We start from the raw sequence: 21,929 nt of genomic DNA on the forward strand, positions 1-21,929 counted from the left end.
CGGTCAGTCCGCGTCCGCGGTCCGCACCAGCAGTGACCCCGGGTCGACCCGGATCCGGACCGCGGACGCGAGACCGAAGCCGTCGCCGTCGAGCTGGATCTCCTGCGCCTCCTCCATGCGGATCCGGATGTCCCCGCCGCGGAGATAGGTGACGTCGCGCGCGTCCTTGCGCAGGTCGATCAGCTTCCGACCCGCGGCGGAGCGGCGCAGGACCCCGTTCTCCCAGGTGAGGGTGTTCCAGACCTTCAGCCAGCCGAACGGACCGCGCGGCCGCAGGGCGACGATGTCGAGCACGCCGTCGTCGGGCACGGCCTCGGGGATGAGCAGGATCCCGCCGGGCAGCACGCCGCAGTTGCCGACCATCACGGAGTGCGCCGACACCGAGCGCGAGGGCGACCCGTCGAGCGAGTAGCGCAGCCGGACCGGCTGGAGCTCGGCGAGCGCGCGCATCCCGCCGTCGACGTAGGCCAGCCAGCCGACCGCCTTCTTGAGCTTCGTGCTCGTCTTCGCGATCATCTTCGCGTCGATGCCGAGCCCCGCCATCACGACGAAGGCGTGCTCGTGGGGCGTGCCGTCGGGGCGCTCGAGGGTGGCCACTCCGGTGTCGATGCGGCGTTCGTGCCCGTCGAACGCGATGCGCACCGACTCCTCGAACCCCAGCGGCAGACCGAGGTTGCGCACGAGCAGGTTGCCGGTGCCGAACGGGACGACCGCCAGGGCCGTGCCCGATCCGCGCAGGCCCTCCGCCACCGCGCGCACGGTGCCGTCACCGCCGACCGCGAGGACGACGTCGACCCCGGAGGCGGCGGCCGCCCTGGCCTGCGTGCCGCCCGGCTCCGACGGCGTCGTCTCGAACCAGACCGTCGGCTCCCAGCCGTGCGCCTCCTCCGCCGCGGTCACGAGGCGGCGGAGGCGGGCCTGGTCGCCCTTCGTGGGATTGGCGACGACGGCCGCTCGTCGTGGTCCGGTCGGGGTCATGCCGGTCACGCTAGCGGGAGGCGCCTGGGGCTACACCCGCGCGGCGGTCCGCCGGGGCCGCGCGGCGCGACGGCGCTGCCGCTCGTGCTCCGCGTCCATCAGCGCACGGGTCGCGGGGACGGCCAGCAGCTCGACCAGCACGTCGGTCTCCTCGGCCGAGCGCTCGACGCGGTGCGCCGCATCGGTGCGGAGCAGCCGCTTGGCGGCCGCGGCCACGTGCGGGGGGCGAGCGGCGAGCGCCTGGACCCGCTCGCGCACCCGCTCCGTGAGCTCCGACCGCGGGACGACCTCGGTGACGAGCTGCCACTCCAGCGCCTCGCTCGCGCGGACGGGCCGGCCCGTGAGCACGAAGTCGAGCGCACGACGACGCCCGATCGCGCGGGGGAGGGAGTCGGTCACCCCGCAGTCGGGGACGAGGCCGACGTCGCCGTAGGCGCTGAGGAAGACGGCCGCGGGAGTCGCGATCACGATGTCGGCCGCGAGCGCGAAGGCGATGCCCGCACCCGCCGTCATCCCGTCGATCGCGCAGACGACCACGGCGCCACTCGTCTCGAGGAGGTGGAACGCCTCCGCCGCGGTCGTCGCGAGGTCGCGCAGGTAGTGGTCGGGACGCGGGGCGCTCATGATCGCCGAGACGTCGCCTCCGGTGCAGAACGCCCGGCCCGTCGACTCGACGACGATCACCGAGCAGCTCGAATCGGGCGCGCGGAGCTCGAGCACCGCGCTCAGCAGCAGGCGGGCGGTGCCGAGGTCGATCGCATTCAGCGCGTCGGGGCGGTCGAGGAGGATCCGGGCGACGGGGCCGTCGCGCTCGACGCGCACGGGGAGGGGCCGGTCGGCCGCGGGGTTCGGGTGGGTCATGGGGCGGATGCGCTTTCCTCGGGTGGGGCGGGGTGTCGAGGAGTGTTCGCAGCCCCGCCGCCGACGGTTCGGCCCTCGGGGCGGATGGTCAGGTGCCGCGGGCGGGTCGATGCGCCCGTCTACACTGCTGGGGTGATTGATCCCGTACTTCTGCGCGAGAACCCGGACGTCCTGAAGCGCTCGCAGGAGGCGCGCGGCGACTCCGTCGAGCTCGTCGACGAGGCGCTCGAGGCCGATCGCGTGCGCCGGTCGGCGATCACGGAGGCGGAGCGGCTGCGTGCCGAGCAGAACGCCTTCGGCAAGACCGTCGCGAAGGCTCCGAAGGACGAGAAGGCGGCCCTCGTCGCCGAGGCCCAGCGCCTCGCCGCAGGCGCCAAGGCGGCGCAGTCCGAGGCTGCGGAGGCCGACGAGCGCTTCACCTCGCTCGTCAGGCGCATCGCGAACCCGATCATCGACGGCGTGCCGGCCGGCGGCGAGGAGTCGTTCGACCTGCTGCGCACCGTCGGCGAGCGACCCGTGTTCGACTTCGCGCCCCGCGACCACCTCGAGATCGGCGAGCTGCTCGACGGCATCGACATGCAGCGCGGCGCCAAGGTCAGCGGCGCCCGCTTCTACTTCCTGAAGGGGCTCGTCGCCCGGCTCGAGATCGCCCTGATGAACCTCGGCCTCGAGCGCGCGCTCGAGGCGGGCTTCACGCCGATGATCACGCCGACGCTGGTGCGCCCCGAGATCATGGACGGCACCGGGTTCCTCGGCGAGCACGACGACGAGGTCTACCGCCTCCGCGACGACGACCTCTACCTCACCGGCACCAGCGAGGTGGCGCTCGCCGGGTACCACAGCGACGAGATCCTCGACCTGTCGGCCGGCCCCAAGCGCTACGCGGGCTGGAGCACCTGCTACCGCCGTGAGGCGGGATCGGGCGGGCGCGACACCCGCGGCATCATCCGCGTGCACCAGTTCTCGAAGCTCGAGATGTTCGTCTACGCACTCCCGGAGGAGGCGGAGGCCGAGCACGAGCGCCTGGTCGCGCACCAGGAGGCGATGCTGCAGAGCCTCGGGCTGCACTACCGCGTCATCGACGTCGCCGCGGGCGATCTCGGTCAGAGCGCCGCCCGCAAGTTCGACGTCGAGGCCTGGGTGCCGACGCAGGACTCGTACCGGGAGCTCACGTCGACCTCGAACTGCACCACGTTCCAGGCCCGCCGCCTCGACACGCGCTACCGCACCGAGTCGGGGAAGACGGCTCCGGTCGCCACCCTGAACGGCACCCTCGCGACGACCCGCTGGATCGTGGCCCTGCTCGAGACGCACCAGCGCGCCGACGGCTCGGTGCTGGTGCCGGAGGTGCTGCGCCCGCACCTCGGCGGGCTCGAGGTCCTCGAGCCGGTCACGACCGCATGAGCGCGCCCCGCGTCTCCGGGCGCCGACTGATCGCCCTCGACATCGACGGCACCGTCATGCACGAGGACGGCACGATCACCGAGGCCGTGACCGAGGCGATCGCGCGCGCTGTCGCCGAGGGCGACGAGGTGATGCTGGCGACCGGGCGCTCGCCCGCGTCGACGCTCCCCGTGGTGGCCCGGCTCGGCATCGCTCCCGAGTACGTCGTCTGCTGCAACGGCGCGGTGACGCTCCGCCGCGACGACGACGCGGTCGGCGGCTACCGACCCGACGTCGTCGAGACGTTCGACCCCTCCGAGGTGCTGCAGAACATCCGGCGCTTCCTCCCCGATGCGCACTACGCCGTCGAGGACGCCGAGGGCGCCTTCTTCTACACCGAGGCGTTCCCCGGGGGAGCGGTGATGGGCGTCGAGACGACGCACGTGCCGTTCGAGGAGCTGCTCGGCCGGCTCTGCACCCGCGTGGTCGTCATCTCGCCCGAGACCGGCATCGACGAGTTCTCGGGCCTCGTCGAGCAGATGGGTCTGCACCAGGTCAGCTACGCGATCGGCTGGACCGCGTGGCTCGACATCGCCCCGCACGGAGTCAACAAGTCGACGGCCCTCGAGCTGGTGCGTCAGGAGCTCGGCATCGACCGCGCCGACGTCGTCGCGGTCGGCGACGGCCGCAACGACATCGAGATGCTCACGTGGGCGGCCGCGGAGGGGTCGGGCCTCGCGATGGGGCAGGCTCCGGAGGAGGTGCAGGCGGTCGCCTCGGCCGTCGTGCCTCCGGTGCACGAGGACGGCGTGGCGGCGGCGCTGGGGGCGCTGCGCTGACGCGCCCGGCGCCCGGATGAGCCCGTCGGTTACTATCGACTGTCTCTCCCCGCGGGGAGCGGCAGGGAGGGCTGTCCGAGCGGCCGATGGAGCCAGTCTTGAAAACTGGTGGGCAGAGATGTCTCGTGGGTTCGAATCCCACGCCCTCCGCCGCGTAAACACTGGGATCCGCTAGGGTCGGCTCGCTTGCCGGCCAGGGTCGTCCAGGAGGCAATCCCCTCCGAAACCCCGCGGCGCTGAATGAACGCCGCGTTCGGTTACAGTCGAGCCATGACCGAGGCGCCCGCGAAAGCCCCGCGCACGTTCCGCATCGGCAACGGCCAAATCGTCCTCGGATGGAAGCAGTACGTCGCCCTCGTGGGTTGCGTGGTGATCATCGTGATCGGCTTCGCGACGAACACCGCGAATCCCTGGGCTGGTGCTCTCGTCGCTCTGTCGACGGTCATCGGAACGTTGGTCGGTGTCGCGCTGCAGTTCCAACCCGTTGCCACGGACCCCTCACCTCGTGCGCTCGCCGCCATTCGTGGCCTGGGGAACATCTCACAGTCGACGGCCGACGCGAATCAGATCGTCGCTCAGGTGTTGACCGCCTCGAAGGAGGCGCGGACTCAGACGGGGCTCCTGTCCGTGCAACTGGATCTCGCTCAGATTGTCACGGACATCCGCATGTCGATGGTCCAATGGGAGGGCGTCGCACCTGGCTCCGTAGCGAGCTACGAGGAAGACAGGGTCAAGAGCCGCGAATTGTTCCAGCGCCTCGCCGAGAAGGAGAACGATGTCTGACCTGGTTGTGCATGATGAACGAATTCGCGGCAAGGTCGCCGAAGTAGTAAGTGACCGCGAGGTCATCCTCAACCGCGGTAGCGACCACGGCATCGAGGAGGGGATGTACTTTGCGATCCTTGACGGCGCGCTGATTGGCGTAACTGACCCGGACGACGAGGACAGCGACCTGGGGAGTCTCCGCGTCGTGAAGATCGTCGTCCGTGCGGTGCAGGTAGCACCGCGCATGACGCTCGCGAGAACGTTTCGCTCCCGCACCGTCAATGTGGGCGGTGTAGGTGGCGGCGGCTTCGGGATACTCACCGCGGCGCTCGAAGCCCCTCGATACGAGGAGCGCGTCGAGAAGCTCACGCTGGCGGAGAACGCGCCTCGAAAGATCGACCCGAAGGACAGCGTCGTCGGACGGGGCGACCCTTTCGAGTCAGCCGATGACGACGAGGTCGAGGACGTGCGATCGGTGACGGTGTGGGAGCCGCGCTAGCCCGGCCTGGGCGATGAGCTTCGAAGCAACAGTCGCAATCGCCCAGATCCTCCCTGCGCTGCTTGTCGCAGGCGTGCTGGGTCCGATCTTGCTGGGTTGGAGGATCGAGCCGCCCGAACGGTTCTTATTCGCGACCCAGACTGTGATCGTGACCGCTGTCGAGGGCGTGCTGATCTGGTTCATCATGGAGGACGAGCCGCTTCCAGAGGGGTTCACGGGCTTCGTCTGGATGGCTGTGATGGTGACCCTGCTCGGCGTTGTCTTCGTCGCGATTGCATGGGCTCGCCGGTCGGGAGCGGAACGCCAGCACGAGGAGCGTCTACGAACCGCGCGAAAGCGACGGGGCCGACGCCGCAAGCGCTAGCCCGGCCAACGACAGAACCCCGCTGCGACAGCCCATCGCCGCGGGGTTCTGAGTGCGTTGCGCGTAGAAATCCTAGATAAAGGGTTCTTCTGGTCGCTCGTTCTTTACGAATACCGGGTTGGCATGTTCCTCGTAGTAGGCGAGCCATGCCTCGCGAAGAGCATCATCCTCGAGATCGCGACCAATGAAGACTGCGCCATGCCCACTATGAGTTTCAATTGCATCCCACCCTCCGTGCTGGGCAACAAATCCTGACGTCAGCTCTTCCCAAGTGGGGTCGAGGTGTTGCGTGTTGGCTTGGTGCTTTTGAACGATTATGTCTCCTGTGAGGGCGCAGACTACGACTTCGCCCGTGGCAAATGCAGCGTCACGGCGACGGAGCCGAGGATCCACGAGGGGGAAGGCGAGCGCAGTCTTCACCTGAGCGGCTTTCGTCGGGTTGTCGATGACGTGGTAATAACTCCAGTCAACCGATGTTCCGTCAGTACGAACAACTACGATTGCCCGCAAGTGTCGAGCGACTGCCTGCATGCCGGGAAGGCGCCAGGTTTCCTCGACGTAAAAGTGGTCGATTCCTGGTCCGATTTTATCGATTGCATTCTCGTGAAGGTTCAGCATTTCCGAAAGAAGCTGATGATTGGTACCGGCGGGGATCCGTTGCCGGAGAGGGTACCCCTTGATAATGTGCTCTCGGATGTAGTCTTTTGCTGCGGTTCGGCTCTTGAAGGCCATAGAAGGAACCACGAATGGGATTGCCAATTTTGTCCGTCCTTTTCCTGAAGTGCAGCTGCTCGGTCTTGTTGCCGATCATGACAGGTCGGCCGCTTCATCGGGCAGCGACGAAGGCCTCGAACTGGGCGATCTGCGCGTTGTAGTCGGCCTGGTACAGGTGGCCGTAGATGCCGTCCGTGGTGGCGACGGAACCGTGCCCCATCCACCGGCTCACCTCGTAGGGCTTGAACCCCGCGGCGAGCATCAGCGATGCGTAGGTGTGGCGGAGGTCGTGGAAGCGCATCTTGTCCGCCACCTCCAGCCGCTTCGCGGTGGGGCGCAGGTGGTACCGGCGCACCCGGCCCGTGTCGAGCGGCTGCGTCCAGTCCAGGCGGCGCGACGCGTGAGCGTTGCCCGGGAAGAACAGCGCGTTGGGGTCGCCGGAGGCGGGGTGGGCCACCAGCAGCTCTCGCAGCTCGGCGACGAGCGCCCGGCTGAGCAGGGGAACGTTACGGGTGCTGCGGACGGACTTGGGCGTGCCCACGGCCCAGGCACCGTTAAGGCGCTTCACGGTCTGGCGGACCTCCACGTGCCCGGCCGCAAGGTTCACGTCGCGGATGCGCAGGCCGGAGATCTCGGCGGACCGGAGCCCCGTCTGGGCGGCGAAGCGCACCACAGTGCCGTAGGGGTGCACGGCGTCGAGCTCAACGGCGACGGCTTCCACCTGGGCCGCGGTCAGGAACACGGGTGCGAAGTCCTCAGCCGAGCCGGCACGGGGTAGCTGCACCGCGTCGCAGGGGTTGTGGCTGATGAGTCGGTGGCGGACGGCGTACCGAAAAACCTTGGACACCGCGACGTAGTGGTTGCGGACCGTCGAGGTGGCGAGCCCTTCCGCCGTCAGGTCCGCAACCCACCGCTCCACGTGCTCGGAGGTGACCGCGGCGATGCGCTGCTTGCCGAACCGGGGCAGGATGCGCGCGTTGTACAGCAGCACGTAGCCCGCGTACGTGGTCGGCTTCAGCCGCGGGCGGGACGCCGCCAGGGATGCGTCAAGCACCTGCTGGAAGGTCTTGCCGCGCCCGGCCAACGGCTCGGTGCTCGCGCCCGCGGCTTGCTCGCCTTCCACCCTCAAGGCGAATCGGTCCGCCTCGCGCTTCACGGTGAACGTGCGCTGGCGCTCCTTCCCATGCTCTCTCCAGCGCACCTCGTACGCCTTACCGGTCTTGCGCTCCACCTGTCGAACGTTCGCCATCAGGCAGCCTCCTCGGCGAGGGCTGCGCGTTGCACCACGCGGCCGACGGCAACGTGCGTCCGCTGGGCCGACCCGCCAGGGGTGGGCACGCCCTCTGCGTTGAGCAGGCGGGCGATGCCAGACAGGGACACGCCCTGGGCGCGACGGGAGAGGACGAGCGCCTCAACCTCGGCGGGCACGGTTGAAGGCTTCCCGAGCTGGACGCCCTCGGAGCGCTTGACGGCCAGGGCAGCGGCAGTGCGCTCGCCGATGATCTCGCGCTCCCACTGGGCGATCCCGATGAGCATCCCCGCGATCAGCCGACCAGTGGCGCTGCTGGTGTCGAGGTTGAAGTCGAGGACGGCGATGGCCCAGCGTTGCCGTGCTGACAGGGCGAGTAGGTCCCCGAAGTCCATCACCGACCGGGACAGTCGGTCGAGCTTGGCAGCGACGAGACCGTCCGCCACCCGCCCCTTCCGCGAGCGGAGGGCGGCGAGGGCGGACTGGAGGCCGGGGCGATCGGTGCTCTTGCCGGACACCCCGTCGTCCTCGTACCAGCCGACGATCTCCCACCCGTTGCGCTCGGCGGCGGAGAGGATGGCGGCGCGCTGGGCCTCCAGGCCGAGGCGTTCCTCGCGGAGCCGGTCGGCCTTGCTCACGCGGAGATAGGCGATGAGCCGCATCAGCGCCACCCCAGCTCTGCACTCGCGGCGCCCGGAAGGTAGCCGACGTGACGCGCCTCGGGCAGGTACACGACCGAGCCCTCGTCGGTGGTAACGGCGACGGGCTCGCCCGCCTCGTACTCCATCGGGTACGACGGCTGGGAGGCGAGGCGCACCTCGGCGTCGCCGGGCAGGTCGCTGAGCATGTCGATCAGCTCAGCAACGGTCAGCTTCTTCATCACGGTTTCTCCTTGGTTTCCGAACGCTGACGGACGTCACCGTTCGGGTTACTCTCGCCTGCCGCCCACAGGATCAAAACTCCCGGTCAGGAATCCGATTCTCTGGCCAGAGAATCCCTCAGCTCACCCCGGAGGGCGCCCCTGGGGTTCTCGTGGGCATATGGGTGGGTTCTGGGCCAGCGGCGCACATGCCCGCGTCGCGGTCGCCAGATAGGTCCCGCCGCTGGCCCACCCGTCACCGCTTCGGCTGACGCCCGGCGACCCTCGGCCGCTTCCGCGGGCCGTCCGTCTCCCGGGCTCTCGGGTCCGCCTCGACGGGCGGGTGCTCCGGCGGCACGACCGTGTCCCGCCTCGACTGCACCGGGCCGGGCTGCCGGGGCGCATCGGTGCTGGTCTGCATCTTCGGAACGTTGCTCGGGCGGCGGGCTGGAGCCTTCCGCCGAGGCGGCGCCGGGTCTGAGGCGTCGGTCCGGGCGGGGGTGCGGTTGCGGCGGTGGTAGGCCTGCTCCTCGGCCCACTCCTCGTCCGTCGCCGTCCGCGGGGCTGGAACGTTGCGCGGAGCGGGCTCGATGGCGACGGGCCGCTCGGGCTCGTCGTCCACCTCGTCGGCGTCCACGATGTCGTGGTAGGTGAAGGCCGACTCCAGAGGCTCGATGTCCATGATGATGTCCCGGGCGACCTCATCGAACTTGGAGATCTTCATATCGACGGAAAGCTCCTGCTTACCGATGAAGCCGTTCCTGTCCAGAAGGTCCTTGGCTGCGGCGATCTTGTCTCGGTCCGAGGTCTTCGGATTCATCATGATCTGGAGCATCGTGTAAGCGGCCTTGTCGGCGGACTCTGCATACCGCTGTTCAGCCCTCCGTCGTACCTGCGGGGCTCTCCCTCCGTGTGTGGAGCAGACATTCGTGCCTTTGACGGGTGGTCGCTTACATGGGTCGCCATTCCGCCTATGCGCAGCGCACAGCACACTCGGCGTTCTCCCGTCATTCCAAAGTCCAACGTTTTGGCCTTCATCACTCATGGTATTTACTCCTTCTTTGAACTTCTCGAATAAGTTCTTTGGACTTCTTGAATTGGGTCTATTCACCCTCGGTCACATCAGACTCGTCTCCCTAAGGGACGGAGACGGGACGAGACGACTTGCCGTCGTCGTCGTCCCCGCACCGCCCTACACATCCCGGCTAGGGGAGTCGTCTCGGGCGGAGACTGATCGGAGACGAGTTGTTTTTCGCGCGGTTGATGGGTTCCGCCGGGGAGTCGTCTCGGAGTCGTCTCCGCGCCGAGACCGCTCCGCCTAACCGGACTCCGGATCGGTCTCGGGCAAGACGAGTCGCGGTGGCGTGGCGTCGGAAAGTCGCCACCGTTCCCGCATCGCGCCCTCCTCGCCGGGCGCCTTCTCGGAAGTCAAGCGACCCGCCGAAATGAGCTCGTTCCAGGCCTTGGCGAAGGAATCGACGCCGACCTTCTGCGAACCCCGGACCTCGTCGCGGACCTGAGTTTTCGTGTACTGCAGCGGGGAGTCCTCGACCAGGGTGAGGATGGCCGCGCCGAGGGCGCTCTGGCGACCTTCACCGCCGCCGGACTTCTTCGCACCCCAGGTGGCGTTGCGCACCTCGACGGACAGGTCGCCGTCGTGCTCGCCGGTGTCCGCGTCGAACCTTCCGAAGGCCCAGTCGACGACGTACTGCTGGCCGCCCCACTGCCGCGAGCCGAACTGGACCCCGATGGAGAAGTCGCCCTCGTCCACGCGCGGCGGGGTGTCGTGCTGCATCAGCACCCACGAGTCCGCCCACTGACCCACGCCGGACTGGGCGATGGAGTCGAGGTCGAGGGCCTGCCCGACGCTCGTCTTGCGGAAGTGGTCCGCGATCACGAGGGCGCACCCGGGCGGCATCGACTGGCTGATCTGCGCCAGCATCGCGCCGCGGTCGTAGAGGTTCTGGGCCTCGACGCCCGCGGGGTGGTAGGCGTAGAGCGGGTCGATGATGACGAGGCCGGGCTGCTCATCGTCCACCGCCCTGCGGAAAGCGGCGACGAACTCGTCCCCGGTCACGTCGCCCGCGTCGAACACCATCCGGAGAGGCAACGACGCCAGGTCGACGCCCATGTGCTCCGCGATGCGCTGGATGCGACGCTGTGTTGGCCCCTTGCCGCCCTCGCCGAGGTACATCAGCACCGGGCGCGGCGTGACGACCTCGAACCTTCCGAGGAAGGGCTGGCCGCTGGCGACGGCGAGCATGAGCGAGATGGCGGTGTAGGTCTTGAGGGTCTTCTTCTCGCCCGCGAGGACGCCGTAGGACCCTGCCGGCCACACACCCTTCACCATCCACTCCATCGGCGGGACGGGCTGCGCGAGGTCGGCCGCGGTGACGGTCTTGAACCGCTCCGGGGCGTTGCTCCGCAGCCGGTCCATCTCCGCCAGCAGGGCCTCGACGGTGCCGTCGTGGTTCATCCAGTAGTCGGTGAGGTCCTCGCCTTCCTTCTCAATGTAGGTCAGGCCGAGCCGGGTCAGGTCGAGGATGCGTGCGGTGGCACCTACGGCGACCAAGCGCTCCTGAACCTTCTTGGCGCCGCTGACGCCCGCCTTGTCGGCGTCGTACGCCACGAACACCTCACGACCAGCCAACGCCGACAGGTCGCGCGGAGGGTTGGCTGCACCGCCCGTGCCGGTGAGCGCGAGGAACCTCCCGTCGCCTTTCTGCAACGTCAGCAGCGCGTCGAGTTCGCCCTCACAGAGGATGACGGGCGCGGTGGAATCGGCGAGCACTTCGAGTGGGTACAAGACCGCGGTTCCGTGGCCCGGAATCTGCAACATCTTGTTCGGACCCTGTGCACCACTTTTGTACAGCTTCGCGTTGACCCAATGGCCCTCGACGCGAATCGGGATAGTGATGCGCTCTCCGTTGAAGCCCAGCTTGAATCGCTCGATGGTGGCTTCGGTCAAGCCGCGTTGGTTCTGGAGGAATTCACGAGGCTTTGTGTGGCGGCCCATCAACAGCTGGTGCCAGTCGTAAGGCTTCTCCTGGTCGTCCAGAGGCGGCGGCGGAGCGACGGGCGCGGGCGGGGTTCGGCGCACCGGCGCCTTGCGATTTGTCCTGGTCCCCGCGCGTTTGATCACCTGGCCAACGTCGAGACCGAGCTGGCTGAGAGCAGCCTTGATGTCGGCCCAGTCGCAGCCGCCGTGACATTCCACGGCCACCGGCTTCTTGCGACCTCCCGTGAGAGCGAAAGAGGCGTGCTCGTCCGTGTGCGCCGGATTCGGGCAACGCGCCTGCCACTGGTTCTCGCCCGTCTGCTCCGCTCCGAGGGCGATGATGTATTTCTGCAGCTCGGGCGATACCGGCGCGCTCACGGCTTCACGACGTTGGTGCGCGAGCCGAGGATGAACTCGGTGATGTCCTCGTCGGCCAGGAGGACGATCAGCCCACCGGGGCGCGCATAGCTGATGGTCTTGTTCTGGACAGCGCGACGGAACTGGCGCTCGGTGATGCCGTACTTCTCGGCGAGCGGGTGTGTCGCGGCTTCCGACAGCTTCCAGACGGTCTTAGTGGTGCTCATGGCGGGTTCCTCCAAGGCGAATGGAGGGCGTTGCCGTTAAATGCGAAAAGGCGCAGAGGCGGGGAACGCCCATCCTAGAAAAAGGGATGGAATGCAAACCGTCGATGGCTGATGCCACGCGGATGTTGCTTGTTCCCACTCGTCTCGTACGCCCTAGGTCACAAGGGACCGGGTGAATGCCGTTCCATCCTTGGCCTCGACCGCGTGTTCGCTCAACCTGAGTTCCGGCTACTCGTTGTCCGGAGGTGTGAGCGCCATTCGGAAGCGCTTATGGATGTAGTGGAGTATTCAGTTGTTCGACAGTTTCGTATGTTCGCTACTGGTTCCGTAACGCCCGAACAAGTCGGGCCACCGAAGCTTACCTCGGTTCAGGATGAGTTTACCTCGGTTCGGGTCGGTCCCGCTTTGTGACCTCCGCGAGGCGCTCTGACAGGCGCATCTCGCGGAATCGAGTCCACTCGGGCTCGACGGGTTCTGCGTTCAGCCACAGCTCGACGCCGTGGAGGTCGGCGGTGGCGTCGATAGCCCGGAGCATGTCCCAGCCTCGCCAGGGCTCCCGGGCAACGACGCCGCGGCTGCTGAAGAAGTGCTGTAGCTCCTGCGCCAGCTTGTAGCCGCTGAAGCGCTTGCCCATTGCCTCCCACAGCCCGATGCGCAACGCGGCGTCGGTGACGGGTCCGTGCGAGGTGGGCTGGAGGTCCCGGGCGTCGCACCGGAGCCGGACGCGCAACGAGGCGAACTCCACCGGCGACAACAGCCGCATAGGCGTGTTCACGGGGTCCGGCTTCCACTCCGGCTCTGTAGAACCTTCAAGGGCTCTTTCCCAGTGCGCGAACAATACGCGTGTGGGTGAAAAGGGTAGACTAAGGGTGTTCACGGTGTTCCTTCCTGCCTGTTTGTGCGTGTCCGAGAACAGCCCCAGAGTCTGCCTTCCGCTCTGGGGCTGTTCTGCGTGTGCGGTGACTTACAGCGTCGGTGACGGTCCGGGCGTCCGCGAGGCGACGGGGGCCGCGGCGGTGGTGACGTCGACGGAACCGGCGCGGTTCAGCCCCTGCCCGTCGACCCAGCTCTGCCGGGTCTCGAACCGCTGGTTGCCCGTGAAGAACTTGTTGCGCAGCCGAGCCAGGTCGTTGTAGGGGTCACGGAGCTTCTCTGCCCTCCAGGACAGGTCGCTCTCCTTCTTGGCGAGCTGCGCGAGGGCGTCCTGCACCTGCTGGAAAAAGACGTTGTACCGCGCGACGGCCTCTCCGATGTCGACGGGCTTCTCGGTCCAGGACGCGTTGACGAACGGTCCGGTGATCTCGTTCTGGAGTTTGTCGGCGAGGTGCTCAGCGGTCTGGATCGTCGTCGTCAGGTCGGCGACGGCCCGCTGCCCTTCTCGGACCAGCTCGCGTTCGTGGGAGCGGACCTCGTCGAAGACCAGCTGGTCGACGTGCTTGATGGCGTCGCGCTCGGCCTTGGCGTTGGCGTACGGCTGGTCGCGGACCGATGAGCGCACCTCGTCGAAGTTGCCACGCGGGAAGGCGATCATCGTCCCGCTCCGCCCGCGAACGAGCCACCGATGGTGCGGTTGCCCTTCTTCTTGGCGTACGCCTGCAGGCGGTCGTGCCGCTCGGTGCGAGCCTCGTGCTGCTCGATGACGGCGAGGAGGGCCTCCTCTGCGTCGCTGAGCGCGGCCTTCAGCTCCTGCGCCGCCCGCTGGGCGACGGGGACGTGCTTGCGCTTGAGGTCACGAGCGAGCGCCGACCCTTCGGTCCCGGGGTACGCGGGCAGGTCGGCATGAATCTGTCGCTGTGAGAGGCCGGGGATGTGGTCGGCGAGGTCGTTGGAGACCTCCGATGGGATGGCGTCGGAAACGGGGCCACCTGGGAGCTGCCGCGGGGTCACGTACTGCGTACTCATTGTCGAGCCTTTCTATTCGTTATTGGGTCGGGAAGTGAGGGAAAGTGGGATGGGTGGGTGGTCCGGGAGGAGGTTGAGCGCCACGAGCTTCTCGGCCAACGCGATACGGATCAGCGAGGCCTTCGCCAGGCCGGTTGCCGCGACGAACGCGTCGAGCGCCTTGTCCATTTCGGTCGGAATGGACGCTCGGACGGTGACGTAGTTTTTGGGTGGACGGCCTGTCGGCATTTAGGCGCCTCCTTTTCTGATCGGATAGCGCTACTTCAACCGCCTTACCATGCCTCGCGTTTGATCCGATCGCTTTTCAAATGTCGATTGAGTCAAGCCCAGAGTGCAAGGTGATCCCGTTGGAATAAGTAATAGCGACAAGCAGGCGAACGAGTAGGGTTCGGGCACGCCGACAAGAGGAGAGAACCATGGGACAAATATTCGAAGGCCGAGCCGGCAAGGCGCCCTATCAGCGGGTTACTGCAGCCGAGCGCGAGGAGGCGACGGAGTACGCCGGAACGACTGACGGCTCCGATCCGATGTCAACGGCGCGGCGCCCGCTGAGCGCTGCGGAGCAACGGCGGGCGATGTTCCGAGCGCCCAACGGCTCCTAGCTCGTCGCTGAGCGCCCAACGCTGGGCCGCTCCGGCACGACCGCGGAGCGGCCTAGCGTCCCTACTACCCTGGGCGCATGACGGACGAGGACAAGTGGGCGCCGCTCGGCATGGACCCGGAGCCGCTGGAAGCGCTCACGGACGGGGTGCCGCCCTGGCTCCACCACTCGCTTTGGGCCTGGATCGAGGTCAACGTCAGCCCGTCTCCGTATGGACGTACGGAGGACCTCGTTGCGCAGTACGACCGACGAACCCGCCGCCGTGTTCCTCTCTACCCCGGCTTCTATCGTCGCGGCCTGGGCTCCCTGCAAGACGAGCTGAGCGAGGACGAGACGATCCGGTTCGTGGACTTCCTGCTCGCCCACGGTCTGAGCCTCAACATCGCCGGGTTACGCGAGCTGCTGCTGGACGGCGGGTCGTTGTGGGCGCTCGGCGAGCGGTCCGGGCGACGCGGCCTGGTCCGCCGAGTCCCCGAGGGCGTGCAGCGGGCTGCCGAGGAGGCGATGTCGGCGCCCGGACACGCGGGACCGTTGCTTGCCGAGGCGTGGGGCTCCACGTTCGGGGTGGGCCCCGACTACGAGCGCGCCTACTCGAAGTCGGTCAAGGCGGTGGAGGCCGCGTCGATTCCTGTGGTGATGCCGACGAACCGTTCCGCCGGACTCCAGAATGTCATCGGTCAGATGCGCGCTGACGGCGACTGGGGACTCGCCATGTCGCGGGAGCACTCCCTGAATACGAGCGCTGCCACCGTTCTGGCCATGATGCAAGTTCTTTGGACCGGGCAGAACGATCGTCACGCCGGACAGCCTGGGTACAGCCCAAGCACTGCGGCTGATGGGGAAGCTGCGGTGCTGTTGGCGGTCCCGCTGGTGCAGTGGTTCACCTCCGGAGCCATCGCCCGCCGCTGACGGATCCCCGCGGAAAACCCCTCCAACCGCGCTCCGCCGAGCTGATCCGAACCGAACCGGAGCGCGCCGCGAGAAGGTGTCCAAGGTGGGCCGGATCCCAGCGTTCATGCGGGAAAACCGGCCTCTCGCGGCCTGATGCGGAGCAGTTCGGTTTGCCCCGGTAAGAGACCTTCCGAAGTCTTGAAAACTGGTGGGCAGAGATGTCTCTAGGGTTCGAATCCCTAGCCCTCCGCCACGCGGGGCTGCCCCGCATGTCGTCCCCTGCTCGATCGTGGCAGGCCCTGCGAGGGCGAACGCCCGCCTCCCTCCCCGCGCGGCTGCTAAGCCCGCCGTCCACCTCGTCGACCCGCTCGCCGGGGGATCGTCGACCGACGGGTGCCCTGAGGCTCCCGTCGGTCGACGCCACCTGACGATCAGGGCCCGCAGCCGCCGAGGGTGTAGAACGGGGTCTCGCTCAGGCTGATCGCCTGCACGGTGTCCGTGGCACTCGCGAGTCTGAACCAGAGCCGACGCTCGTCCGGTCCCGCCAGCGAGTAGACGGTGTCCCCCGCGATGAGGGGTTCCTCGACCAGATCGGGGTAGGCGGCGAGCAGTTCGGCGCTCGTCGAACCCGTCGAGATGCCGGCAGAGGTGCGGGGCAGCGAACCGTCGAGCTGCGTCCCGTCGTCGCTGACGTAGTTGGCGACCTCGAGATAGTTCGAGGCGCCGGCTTCGTGAGGGTCGACTCCTATGAACGAGCGCGGGTTGCCGGGGAGCTGGCGGTAGTCGGCAGGGCACTCGTCCGTTCCGAAGTCGTACGGGACCAGGTCGGTCGTGTCCAGAGCCGCCGAGGCCTCGGCCATCGACCCGCCGAACGCGATCGGTCCGACGCCCTCGAAGCCGATGATCCACGTGCCCACGTCGACCGCGGTCGGCGTCGGTGTCGGCTCCGGAGCCGGTGGCTCAGGGGCCGTGGTCGGAGTCGGAGTCGGGGTCGGTGTCGGCGTCGCGCTCGACGTCTCGGCCGGGGCGGGAGCTGCGACCGGGATCTGGATGATGCCGGTCAGCGCCATCGCGACTCCGCCGCCCGAGAGGAGCAGAGCGGCGAGCACGAGGCCGATGAGCAGCGAAGCGCGAGCACGCAGCGAGGGGCGTGCGTTCTCGGCGCGGGCGGTCTCGACGATCATGGCGCGGATGGCGCGATCGCGGTCGGGGTCGAGGACGGGCTTGTCGTTCATCGTGCACCTCCATCGGTGGCTGCATCGGCCGTGAGGTCGGTGATCAGGGTGGCGAGCTTCGCTTTCGCTCGCGAGAGACGGGACTTGACGGTGCCGACGGGGACGCCGAGCACCCGCGCGGCCTCGGCGGTCGGCATCTCGGCGATGATGCACAGCGAGAGGACGTCCTGGTCGCGGGCGGCGAGGCCCGCGAAGGCGCTGCGGATCGCCTCCCGGCGCGGCGCGGTGTCGATGCGGTCGCCGGCCTCGTCGGAGAAGTCCTCCTGGTGCCGCGGCTCGGGGAGCCGGCCGAGCGCGAGCTGGTGGCGACGACGGGAGCGGTCGACGTTGCGGGCCACGTTGTTGGTCGTCGCCAGGAGCCAGGGCAGGGGAGACCCGTCGACCAGGCGGATCGCGGTGCGCTTGCGCCACGCCTCCAGGAAGACGAGTGCGGTGATGTCCTCGGCGTCGTGCAGCGCCCGCGTGTGGCGGAGCGCGTGCCAGAAGACGCGGAGCCTGTAGGTGTCGTAGAGCCTGCCGAAGCCGTCCGGGTCGCCCGTGAGGACGCTCGCCCACGAGGATTCGGCGGCGTCCCGCGGCGGAGAGGAAGTGGTCATGACGGGATATGTCCGCTCGCTCGGATCGGTTCCCTCCGGTCCTCCTCGGGAGTGGCGGAGTGCTGTCGCGATCGCTCCGGATGAGGTCCGGGACGACTCTGGGTAGTATGGCCCGACGCGGACACGGCGATCCCTCCGCGAGCCCCTGCTCCACCTCCGGCCGGATGCGCCCACGATCCGCCCGCCACCGCCAGCACTCGAGACCAACGGGAGACGGATGCGCAGGACGGACCCTTCGACGGAGCCCTCCGCCGCGGTCGAGTCCGCCCGCTCGCCGCGACCCTTCGTGAGGCACGGGCGTCAGAAGAGGCACAGCCTCCCTCGCACGCTGGTCAAGGCGGCGGCCATGATCTCCGGAGTCGGCGTCGCCGCCTCCGTGTCGATCGTCGCGATCGCGGCGACCCTCCTGGTCCAGTCGGCGCAGCCCTCGGTCGAGCTGCACCCGGTCGCGGCCGGCTCCAGCGTCGAGGCCGCCGCGGGCGTTCCCGAGATCGGCGCCCTCGAGGGCGGCTTCAACGTGCTCGTCGTCGGCAGCGACTCCCGCCAGGGCCAGGGCGACGCCTACGGCGACCCCGACGAGGAGACGAGCGTCCTCAACGACGTCAACATGCTGATGCACGTCTCGGCCGACCACAGCAACGCCACGGTCGTGAGCTTCCCCCGCGACATGTACGTCGACATCCCCTCCTGCGTGAACGCGGCGACCGGCGAGACGATCCCCGAGCGCTACGACACGAAGATCAACGAGGCGATGGGCAAGGACGTCAGCCTCGGCTGCGTCGCCGGAGTCGTCGAGGACCTCCTCGGCATCCGGGTCGACTACGGAGCGGTCGTGCAGTTCAACGGCGTCATCGAGATGTCGAACGCGGTCGGCGGAGTCGACGTCTGCGTCGCGACCGAGATCGCCGACCCCTACACGAACACCTACCTCGAGCCGGGCAACCACTCGCTCCAGGGGATGGCCGCGCTGCAGTTCCTCCGGAGCCGCCACGGCATCGGCGACGGCAGCGACCTGACCCGCATCAGCAACCAGCAGGTCTTCCTCTCGTCCCTCGTCCGCGAGATCAAGAGCGCCGACACGCTGCTGAACCCGGTCTCGCTGTACGGACTCGCGAAGGCGGCGCTGGGAAACATGACCCTCTCGAGCGAGCTGAACAACGTCAACACGATGGTGCAGATGGGGCTCGCCCTGAGCGACGTCGACCTGGCGAACGTCGTCTTCGCCCAGTACCCGACCGGCGAGGTGTCGGGCGGAGTCACGCCCGACCGCCTCGCGGGCGACGTCCTCGCCACCGCGCTGCAGACCGATCAGCCGATCGCCCTGACCGGCGGCACCGGCGCAGGCGCGACGGTCGAGGGCGAGGCGGCGGCACCGGCCGTCACGGAGGCTCCCGCCGGGCCGGCCACGGCCGCGCCTCTCGCGACGGAGGAGGCGACCCCGGGCACGACGACCGAGACTCCCGCGGGAGAATCCAAGGTTGCGCTGCCAGAGTCGGTGACCGGCCAGAGCGCCGACCAGCAGACCTGCTCGGTCGGGTTCTTCGGCTGAGTCCCCGGGTACGCTCCTCCTCGAGCGTCGACCCGCCGGCGTCTCGCGGCGACCGAGACGCGGCGCTATCGAGAGAGAGCGCGATCCAGAGAGAGCATGGCCTGATGAGCGAACCCGCCCCGACCCGGAGGACGATCGCCCGGCACGGTCGGCTCCGACCGCAGAGCGGGCTCCGGTTCGCGGGGCGGATCCTCGCCGCGTGCCTCGGAGTCGGGGTGCTCTCGACGGTCTGCATCGTCGCGATCGCGGTCTCGATGATCGCGGGCAGTGCGCGTCCCTCGGTCGATCTCGATGTCGGCTCGACCGACGCGGGCAGCGCGATCCCCGAGATCGGCGCCATCGAGGGCGGCGTCAACATCCTCCTCGCGGGCAGCGACAGCGCGGAGGGATCGGAGGAGGGCGCCTACGGTGACCGCTCCGAGAACCTCAACGACGTGACGATGCTCATGCACATCTCCGAGGACCACTCGACCGTCGAGGTCGTCAGCTTCCCCCGCGACATGTACGTGCCGATCCCGTCGTGCACCGACCCGACCACCGGCGCGGTGTCGGAGCCGCTCCGCTCGGCCAAGATCAACACGTCGCTGGGCTACGGCGGACTGGCCTGCACGGTGCAGACGGTCGAGCAGCTCACCGGGCTCGAGATCCCCTACGCCGCGCTGATCCAGTTCGACGGCGTCATCGAGATGTCCAACGCCGTGGGCGGCGTCGACGTCTGCGTCGCGTCGGCGATCGAGGACGAGTACACCGGCCTCAATCTCTCGGCGGGCACGCACACGCTCGTCGGAGCCGAGGCGCTCGCGTTCCTCCGCACCCGCCACGGAGTCGGCGACGGCAGCGACCTCACCCGCATCTCGAGCCAGCAGGTCTACCTCTCGTCGCTCGTGCGCAAGGTGAAGAGCGCGTCGACGCTCTCGAACCCCGTCGCTCTCTACGGCCTCGCCAAGGCGGCGGTCTCGAACATGCAGCTCTCGACCTCGCTCGAGAACGTCAACACCCTCGTCTCGATCGGCCTCGCCGTGAAGGACGTCGACCTGGCGAGCGTCGTCTTCGTGCAGTACCCGACGTTCATCGAGGGCAACGGCGTCTACCCGAGCGAGGAGGCGGCCGGGGCGCTGAACGCGGCGCTCCTCGCCGATCAGCCCATCGCCCTCACCGGCACGACCGGCGGAGGGTCGGAGGCGACCGACGGCTCGACCCCTGCGGCCACGACCGATCCCGCCGCGACGCCTCCGGCGACGACCGACCCGGCCGCCACCGACCCGGCGACCCCTGCGACGGGCGAGACGGCCGTCGCGCTGCCGAGCGACGTCTCGGGCCAGACCGCCGACCAGCAGACCTGCACCGTCGGCCGCACGCTCGACGAGCAGTAGACGACTCCCGGTCCTCCTCCGAGGGAACCCGTTCCCGCCGAGGCGTCCCGTTCCTCCGGCTCCCTCGGCGAGAACGGGTTCCCTCGACGGGTCGACCTGGGCAGCCGAGTGCGGTGTCACGGCGGCCGCACGGGTGCGGTTATGATGGTCGTCGTGCGTCCGCCGAGCGGTCGCTCAGGAGACGTCGCATAGTCCGGTCGAGTGCACCACCCTGCTAAGGTGGAGAACCCTTTATTGGGTTCCGTGGGTTCAAATCCCACCGTCTCCGCACCTCCCGAAGGCCCTGCATCCGCGGGGCTTTCCGCGTTGCTGCACACCTCGAGCGGCCACCCCGACGGGCTACCCTGATCAAATGCGCAGCCCGATCCTCGACGCCCTGTCCGCTCCGCCCGCCCGACGCGAGATGCAGTCGATCCGCGGGGCCCTGGCCGAGATCGTGGTCGGCGATACGGCGCGCGTCCTCGTCCGCTCGCCCCGGTACGGCCTCTACGGCATCGAAGGGGTCGTCCGCCGCGCGGTCGGAGGCGAGCTGGTCGTCGCCGACGTCTTCCTCAGCACGGCGACCGAGACCCAGAGCATCGCCCTCGCGGGGGAGAGCGCCGAGGACGCAGCAGGCGGCGACCGCTCCGCCGAGGGGCTCGCTCACGGCGACCCGGTGCGCGTGACGTTCTCGACCCCGACGATCGGCTCCTTCACCGTCACCGGGCCGCTCACGGCCGGCGGGCGCGACGGGTTCCTCCTCGTCGGCAGCTGGATCGTCGCCGACGGCGCCGAGGTCGGTCGCCACGTCGACCGCATCGAGCGCCTCACCGATCTCGACCTGCACGTCAAGCACGTCCCCGGGCACCGCTCGGCCGTCGAGGAGTAGCCCCGACTCAGGTCTGGCAGTGCGGGCACCAGTAGGTGACCCGCAGCTGCAGTTCGTCGTCGCCGAGCTCGCCGCGGAGGATCGGGGTGCGGCAGCGCCGGCACGGCTTGCGGTCGCGACCGTAGACCCAGAGCTGTTGGCCGGGGCGGAGGTTCCCGGTGGTGGTGCGCTCGATGCGCTCGCGGTTCGTGGTGATGAGGCGCTGAGCGAGCGCGATCGTGCGGGCCAGGTCGCCGCTCTCGCCGACCGGGCGGGTGGGCAGGACGCCGCGCAGGAAGCAGAGCTCGGCGCGGTAGACGTTGCCGAGGCCCGCCATGATCCGCTGGTCGAGCAGGGCGAGGCCGATCGGGCGCTCCGGATCGGCGGAGAGTCGGCGCAGCGCCTCCTCCGCGTCCCAGTCGGGTCCGAGGAGGTCGGGGCCGAGGTAGCCGACGACGTCCTCCTCCGCGGTGCGCGGGACGATCTCGAGGAGCCCGAGTTCGAAGCCGACGGCCTGCCACTCCTCGGTCTCGAGGACGATGCGCGCCTGGTGCGAGGGGCGGTGCCACTTCGGCCTCTCGCCGTTCGGACCGCGGCGCGCGTAGAGGTGCCAGCTCCCCTCCATCTTGAGGTGGGAGTGGATGACCGCGTCGCCGATGCGCATCAGCAGGTGCTTGCCGCGGGGCACGACGGAGTCGACCGTCTCGCCGGTGAGGTCGACCGTCGCGAATTTCGGGACGCGCACGTCGCAGCGCGTCAGGACCTGCCCGTCGAGCGCCTCCGCGAGGTTGTGGGCCGACCGGTAGACGGTGTCACCCTCGGGCACGGCGATCTGCCTCTCG

General features: G+C 68.7%; 25 protein-coding genes, 2 tRNA genes and 1 pseudogene. 11 read left to right on the plus strand and 17 right to left on the minus strand.

Going from position 1 to position 21,929, the window contains the following annotated elements:
* Positions 1-3 precede the first annotated feature (3 nt).
* Together B9Y99_RS02220 and B9Y99_RS02225 are read right to left on the minus strand one after the other, a co-directional pair.
* Positions 4-978, minus strand: a complete 975-nt coding sequence (locus tag B9Y99_RS02220) for a diacylglycerol/lipid kinase family protein (protein WP_085474968.1) — start codon at positions 976-978, stop codon at positions 4-6.
* Between the two features lie 30 nt (positions 979-1,008).
* Positions 1,009-1,839: an enoyl-CoA hydratase/isomerase family protein gene (locus tag B9Y99_RS02225; RefSeq protein ID WP_085474969.1), complete on the minus strand. Its 831-nt coding sequence runs from the start codon at positions 1,837-1,839 to the stop codon at positions 1,009-1,011.
* Between the two features lie 132 nt (positions 1,840-1,971).
* Between B9Y99_RS02225 and serS the strand changes: the two genes are divergently transcribed.
* The 6 genes from serS to B9Y99_RS02255 all read left to right on the plus strand — a co-directional run bounded on the left by serS (position 1,972) and on the right by B9Y99_RS02255 (position 5,689).
* The gene (gene serS / locus B9Y99_RS02230) at positions 1,972-3,243 is read left to right on the plus strand and encodes a serine--tRNA ligase (protein ID WP_085474970.1); all 1,272 of its coding nucleotides are present in this window, start codon (positions 1,972-1,974) and stop codon (positions 3,241-3,243) included.
* Positions 3,240-4,061 (plus strand): HAD family hydrolase, encoded by an 822-nt coding sequence (locus B9Y99_RS02235; RefSeq protein ID WP_085474971.1) that lies wholly within the window; start codon positions 3,240-3,242, stop codon positions 4,059-4,061. The genes serS and B9Y99_RS02235 overlap by 4 nt, the downstream gene beginning before the upstream one ends.
* A 65-nt stretch (positions 4,062-4,126) precedes the next feature.
* Positions 4,127-4,211, plus strand: a tRNA-Ser gene (locus B9Y99_RS02240).
* 120 nt (positions 4,212-4,331) lie between these two features.
* A complete protein-coding gene (locus B9Y99_RS02245) occupies positions 4,332-4,844 on the plus strand; it encodes an MDR/zinc-dependent alcohol dehydrogenase-like family protein (protein WP_085474972.1) in 513 nt (170 codons plus the stop codon).
* A complete protein-coding gene (locus tag B9Y99_RS02250) occupies positions 4,837-5,325 on the plus strand; it encodes a hypothetical protein (protein WP_085474973.1) in 489 nt (162 codons plus the stop codon). The genes B9Y99_RS02245 and B9Y99_RS02250 overlap by 8 nt, the downstream gene beginning before the upstream one ends.
* Positions 5,326-5,338: 13 nt before the next feature.
* Positions 5,339-5,689, plus strand: a complete 351-nt coding sequence (locus B9Y99_RS02255) for a hypothetical protein (RefSeq protein WP_085474974.1) — start codon at positions 5,339-5,341, stop codon at positions 5,687-5,689.
* A 72-nt stretch (positions 5,690-5,761) separates the two neighbouring features.
* Here B9Y99_RS02255 and B9Y99_RS02260 read toward each other — a convergent pair whose 3' ends face one another.
* The 12 genes and pseudogenes from B9Y99_RS02260 to B9Y99_RS18395 all read right to left on the minus strand — a co-directional run bounded on the left by B9Y99_RS02260 (position 5,762) and on the right by B9Y99_RS18395 (position 14,223).
* Positions 5,762-6,421, minus strand: coding sequence for a DUF3223 domain-containing protein (locus B9Y99_RS02260; RefSeq protein WP_085474975.1), 660 nt, complete (start codon positions 6,419-6,421; stop codon positions 5,762-5,764).
* A 94-nt stretch (positions 6,422-6,515) separates the two neighbouring features.
* Positions 6,516-7,652 (minus strand): tyrosine-type recombinase/integrase, encoded by a 1,137-nt coding sequence (locus tag B9Y99_RS02265; protein ID WP_085474976.1) that lies wholly within the window; start codon positions 7,650-7,652, stop codon positions 6,516-6,518.
* Entirely contained in the window at positions 7,652-8,314 is a 663-nt protein-coding gene (locus tag B9Y99_RS02270) for a recombinase family protein (protein ID WP_129587860.1), read from the minus strand. The genes B9Y99_RS02265 and B9Y99_RS02270 overlap by 1 nt, the downstream gene beginning before the upstream one ends.
* Positions 8,314-8,535 (minus strand): hypothetical protein, encoded by a 222-nt coding sequence (locus B9Y99_RS02275; RefSeq protein WP_129587861.1) that lies wholly within the window; start codon positions 8,533-8,535, stop codon positions 8,314-8,316. Before B9Y99_RS02275 ends, B9Y99_RS02270 begins: the two co-directional genes overlap by 1 nt.
* A 232-nt stretch (positions 8,536-8,767) precedes the next feature.
* Positions 8,768-9,334, minus strand: coding sequence for a hypothetical protein (locus tag B9Y99_RS02280; RefSeq protein ID WP_208856878.1), 567 nt, complete (start codon positions 9,332-9,334; stop codon positions 8,768-8,770).
* Positions 9,335-9,421: 87 nt separating this feature from the next.
* Positions 9,422-9,556: pseudogene (locus tag B9Y99_RS19420) on the minus strand (hypothetical protein); the annotation flags it as partial.
* Positions 9,557-9,829: 273 nt separating this feature from the next.
* On the minus strand, positions 9,830-11,887 hold the full coding sequence (locus tag B9Y99_RS02285) for an AAA family ATPase (protein WP_085474980.1): 2,058 nt from the start codon (positions 11,885-11,887) through the stop codon (positions 9,830-9,832).
* A complete protein-coding gene (locus B9Y99_RS02290) occupies positions 11,884-12,093 on the minus strand; it encodes a hypothetical protein (protein WP_085474981.1) in 210 nt (69 codons plus the stop codon). The genes B9Y99_RS02285 and B9Y99_RS02290 overlap by 4 nt, the downstream gene beginning before the upstream one ends.
* A 379-nt stretch (positions 12,094-12,472) precedes the next feature.
* Complete coding sequence (locus tag B9Y99_RS02295) at positions 12,473-12,868, minus strand: hypothetical protein (RefSeq protein WP_129587863.1); 396 nt, start codon at positions 12,866-12,868, stop codon at positions 12,473-12,475.
* A gap of 189 nt (positions 12,869-13,057) precedes the next feature.
* Positions 13,058-13,624 (minus strand): hypothetical protein, encoded by a 567-nt coding sequence (locus B9Y99_RS02300; RefSeq protein ID WP_085474983.1) that lies wholly within the window; start codon positions 13,622-13,624, stop codon positions 13,058-13,060.
* Positions 13,621-13,995, minus strand: coding sequence for a hypothetical protein (locus B9Y99_RS02305; protein WP_085474984.1), 375 nt, complete (start codon positions 13,993-13,995; stop codon positions 13,621-13,623). The genes B9Y99_RS02300 and B9Y99_RS02305 overlap by 4 nt, the downstream gene beginning before the upstream one ends.
* A gap of 12 nt (positions 13,996-14,007) precedes the next feature.
* A complete protein-coding gene (locus B9Y99_RS18395) occupies positions 14,008-14,223 on the minus strand; it encodes a hypothetical protein (protein ID WP_129587864.1) in 216 nt (71 codons plus the stop codon).
* Between the two features lie 451 nt (positions 14,224-14,674).
* Here B9Y99_RS18395 and B9Y99_RS02310 point away from each other — a divergent pair, with 451 nt between their 5' ends.
* The gene (locus tag B9Y99_RS02310) at positions 14,675-15,505 is read left to right on the plus strand and encodes a hypothetical protein (RefSeq protein WP_085474985.1); all 831 of its coding nucleotides are present in this window, start codon (positions 14,675-14,677) and stop codon (positions 15,503-15,505) included.
* A 413-nt stretch (positions 15,506-15,918) separates the two neighbouring features.
* Here the strand turns inward: B9Y99_RS02310 and B9Y99_RS18685 are convergent, their stop codons facing one another.
* Together B9Y99_RS18685 and B9Y99_RS02325 are read right to left on the minus strand one after the other, a co-directional pair.
* Positions 15,919-16,722, minus strand: a complete 804-nt coding sequence (locus B9Y99_RS18685; protein WP_165759492.1) for a hypothetical protein — start codon at positions 16,720-16,722, stop codon at positions 15,919-15,921.
* Positions 16,719-17,318, minus strand: a complete 600-nt coding sequence (locus B9Y99_RS02325; protein ID WP_085474987.1) for an RNA polymerase sigma factor — start codon at positions 17,316-17,318, stop codon at positions 16,719-16,721. The genes B9Y99_RS18685 and B9Y99_RS02325 overlap by 4 nt, the downstream gene beginning before the upstream one ends.
* 346 nt (positions 17,319-17,664) lie before the next feature.
* On the opposite strand from B9Y99_RS02325, the gene B9Y99_RS02330 reads away from it, so the two are divergent.
* The 4 genes from B9Y99_RS02330 to B9Y99_RS02345 all read left to right on the plus strand — a co-directional run bounded on the left by B9Y99_RS02330 (position 17,665) and on the right by B9Y99_RS02345 (position 21,108).
* Entirely contained in the window at positions 17,665-18,867 is a 1,203-nt protein-coding gene (locus B9Y99_RS02330) for an LCP family protein (protein ID WP_244274747.1), read from the plus strand.
* A 104-nt stretch (positions 18,868-18,971) separates the two neighbouring features.
* Positions 18,972-20,240, plus strand: coding sequence for an LCP family protein (locus tag B9Y99_RS02335; RefSeq protein ID WP_085474989.1), 1,269 nt, complete (start codon positions 18,972-18,974; stop codon positions 20,238-20,240).
* Positions 20,241-20,417: 177 nt separating this feature from the next.
* A tRNA-Ser gene (locus tag B9Y99_RS02340) sits at positions 20,418-20,508 on the plus strand.
* An 84-nt stretch (positions 20,509-20,592) separates the two neighbouring features.
* Positions 20,593-21,108, plus strand: coding sequence for a hypothetical protein (locus tag B9Y99_RS02345; protein ID WP_085474990.1), 516 nt, complete (start codon positions 20,593-20,595; stop codon positions 21,106-21,108).
* A 7-nt stretch (positions 21,109-21,115) separates the two neighbouring features.
* On the opposite strand, the gene B9Y99_RS02350 is transcribed toward B9Y99_RS02345, so the two are convergent.
* Entirely contained in the window at positions 21,116-21,913 is a 798-nt protein-coding gene (locus B9Y99_RS02350; protein ID WP_085474991.1) for a DNA-formamidopyrimidine glycosylase family protein, read from the minus strand.
* Positions 21,914-21,929 lie beyond the last annotated feature (16 nt).

It is taken from the genome of Rathayibacter oskolensis (assembly GCF_900177245.1).
GTDB lineage: Bacteria > Actinomycetota > Actinomycetes > Actinomycetales > Microbacteriaceae > Rathayibacter > Rathayibacter oskolensis.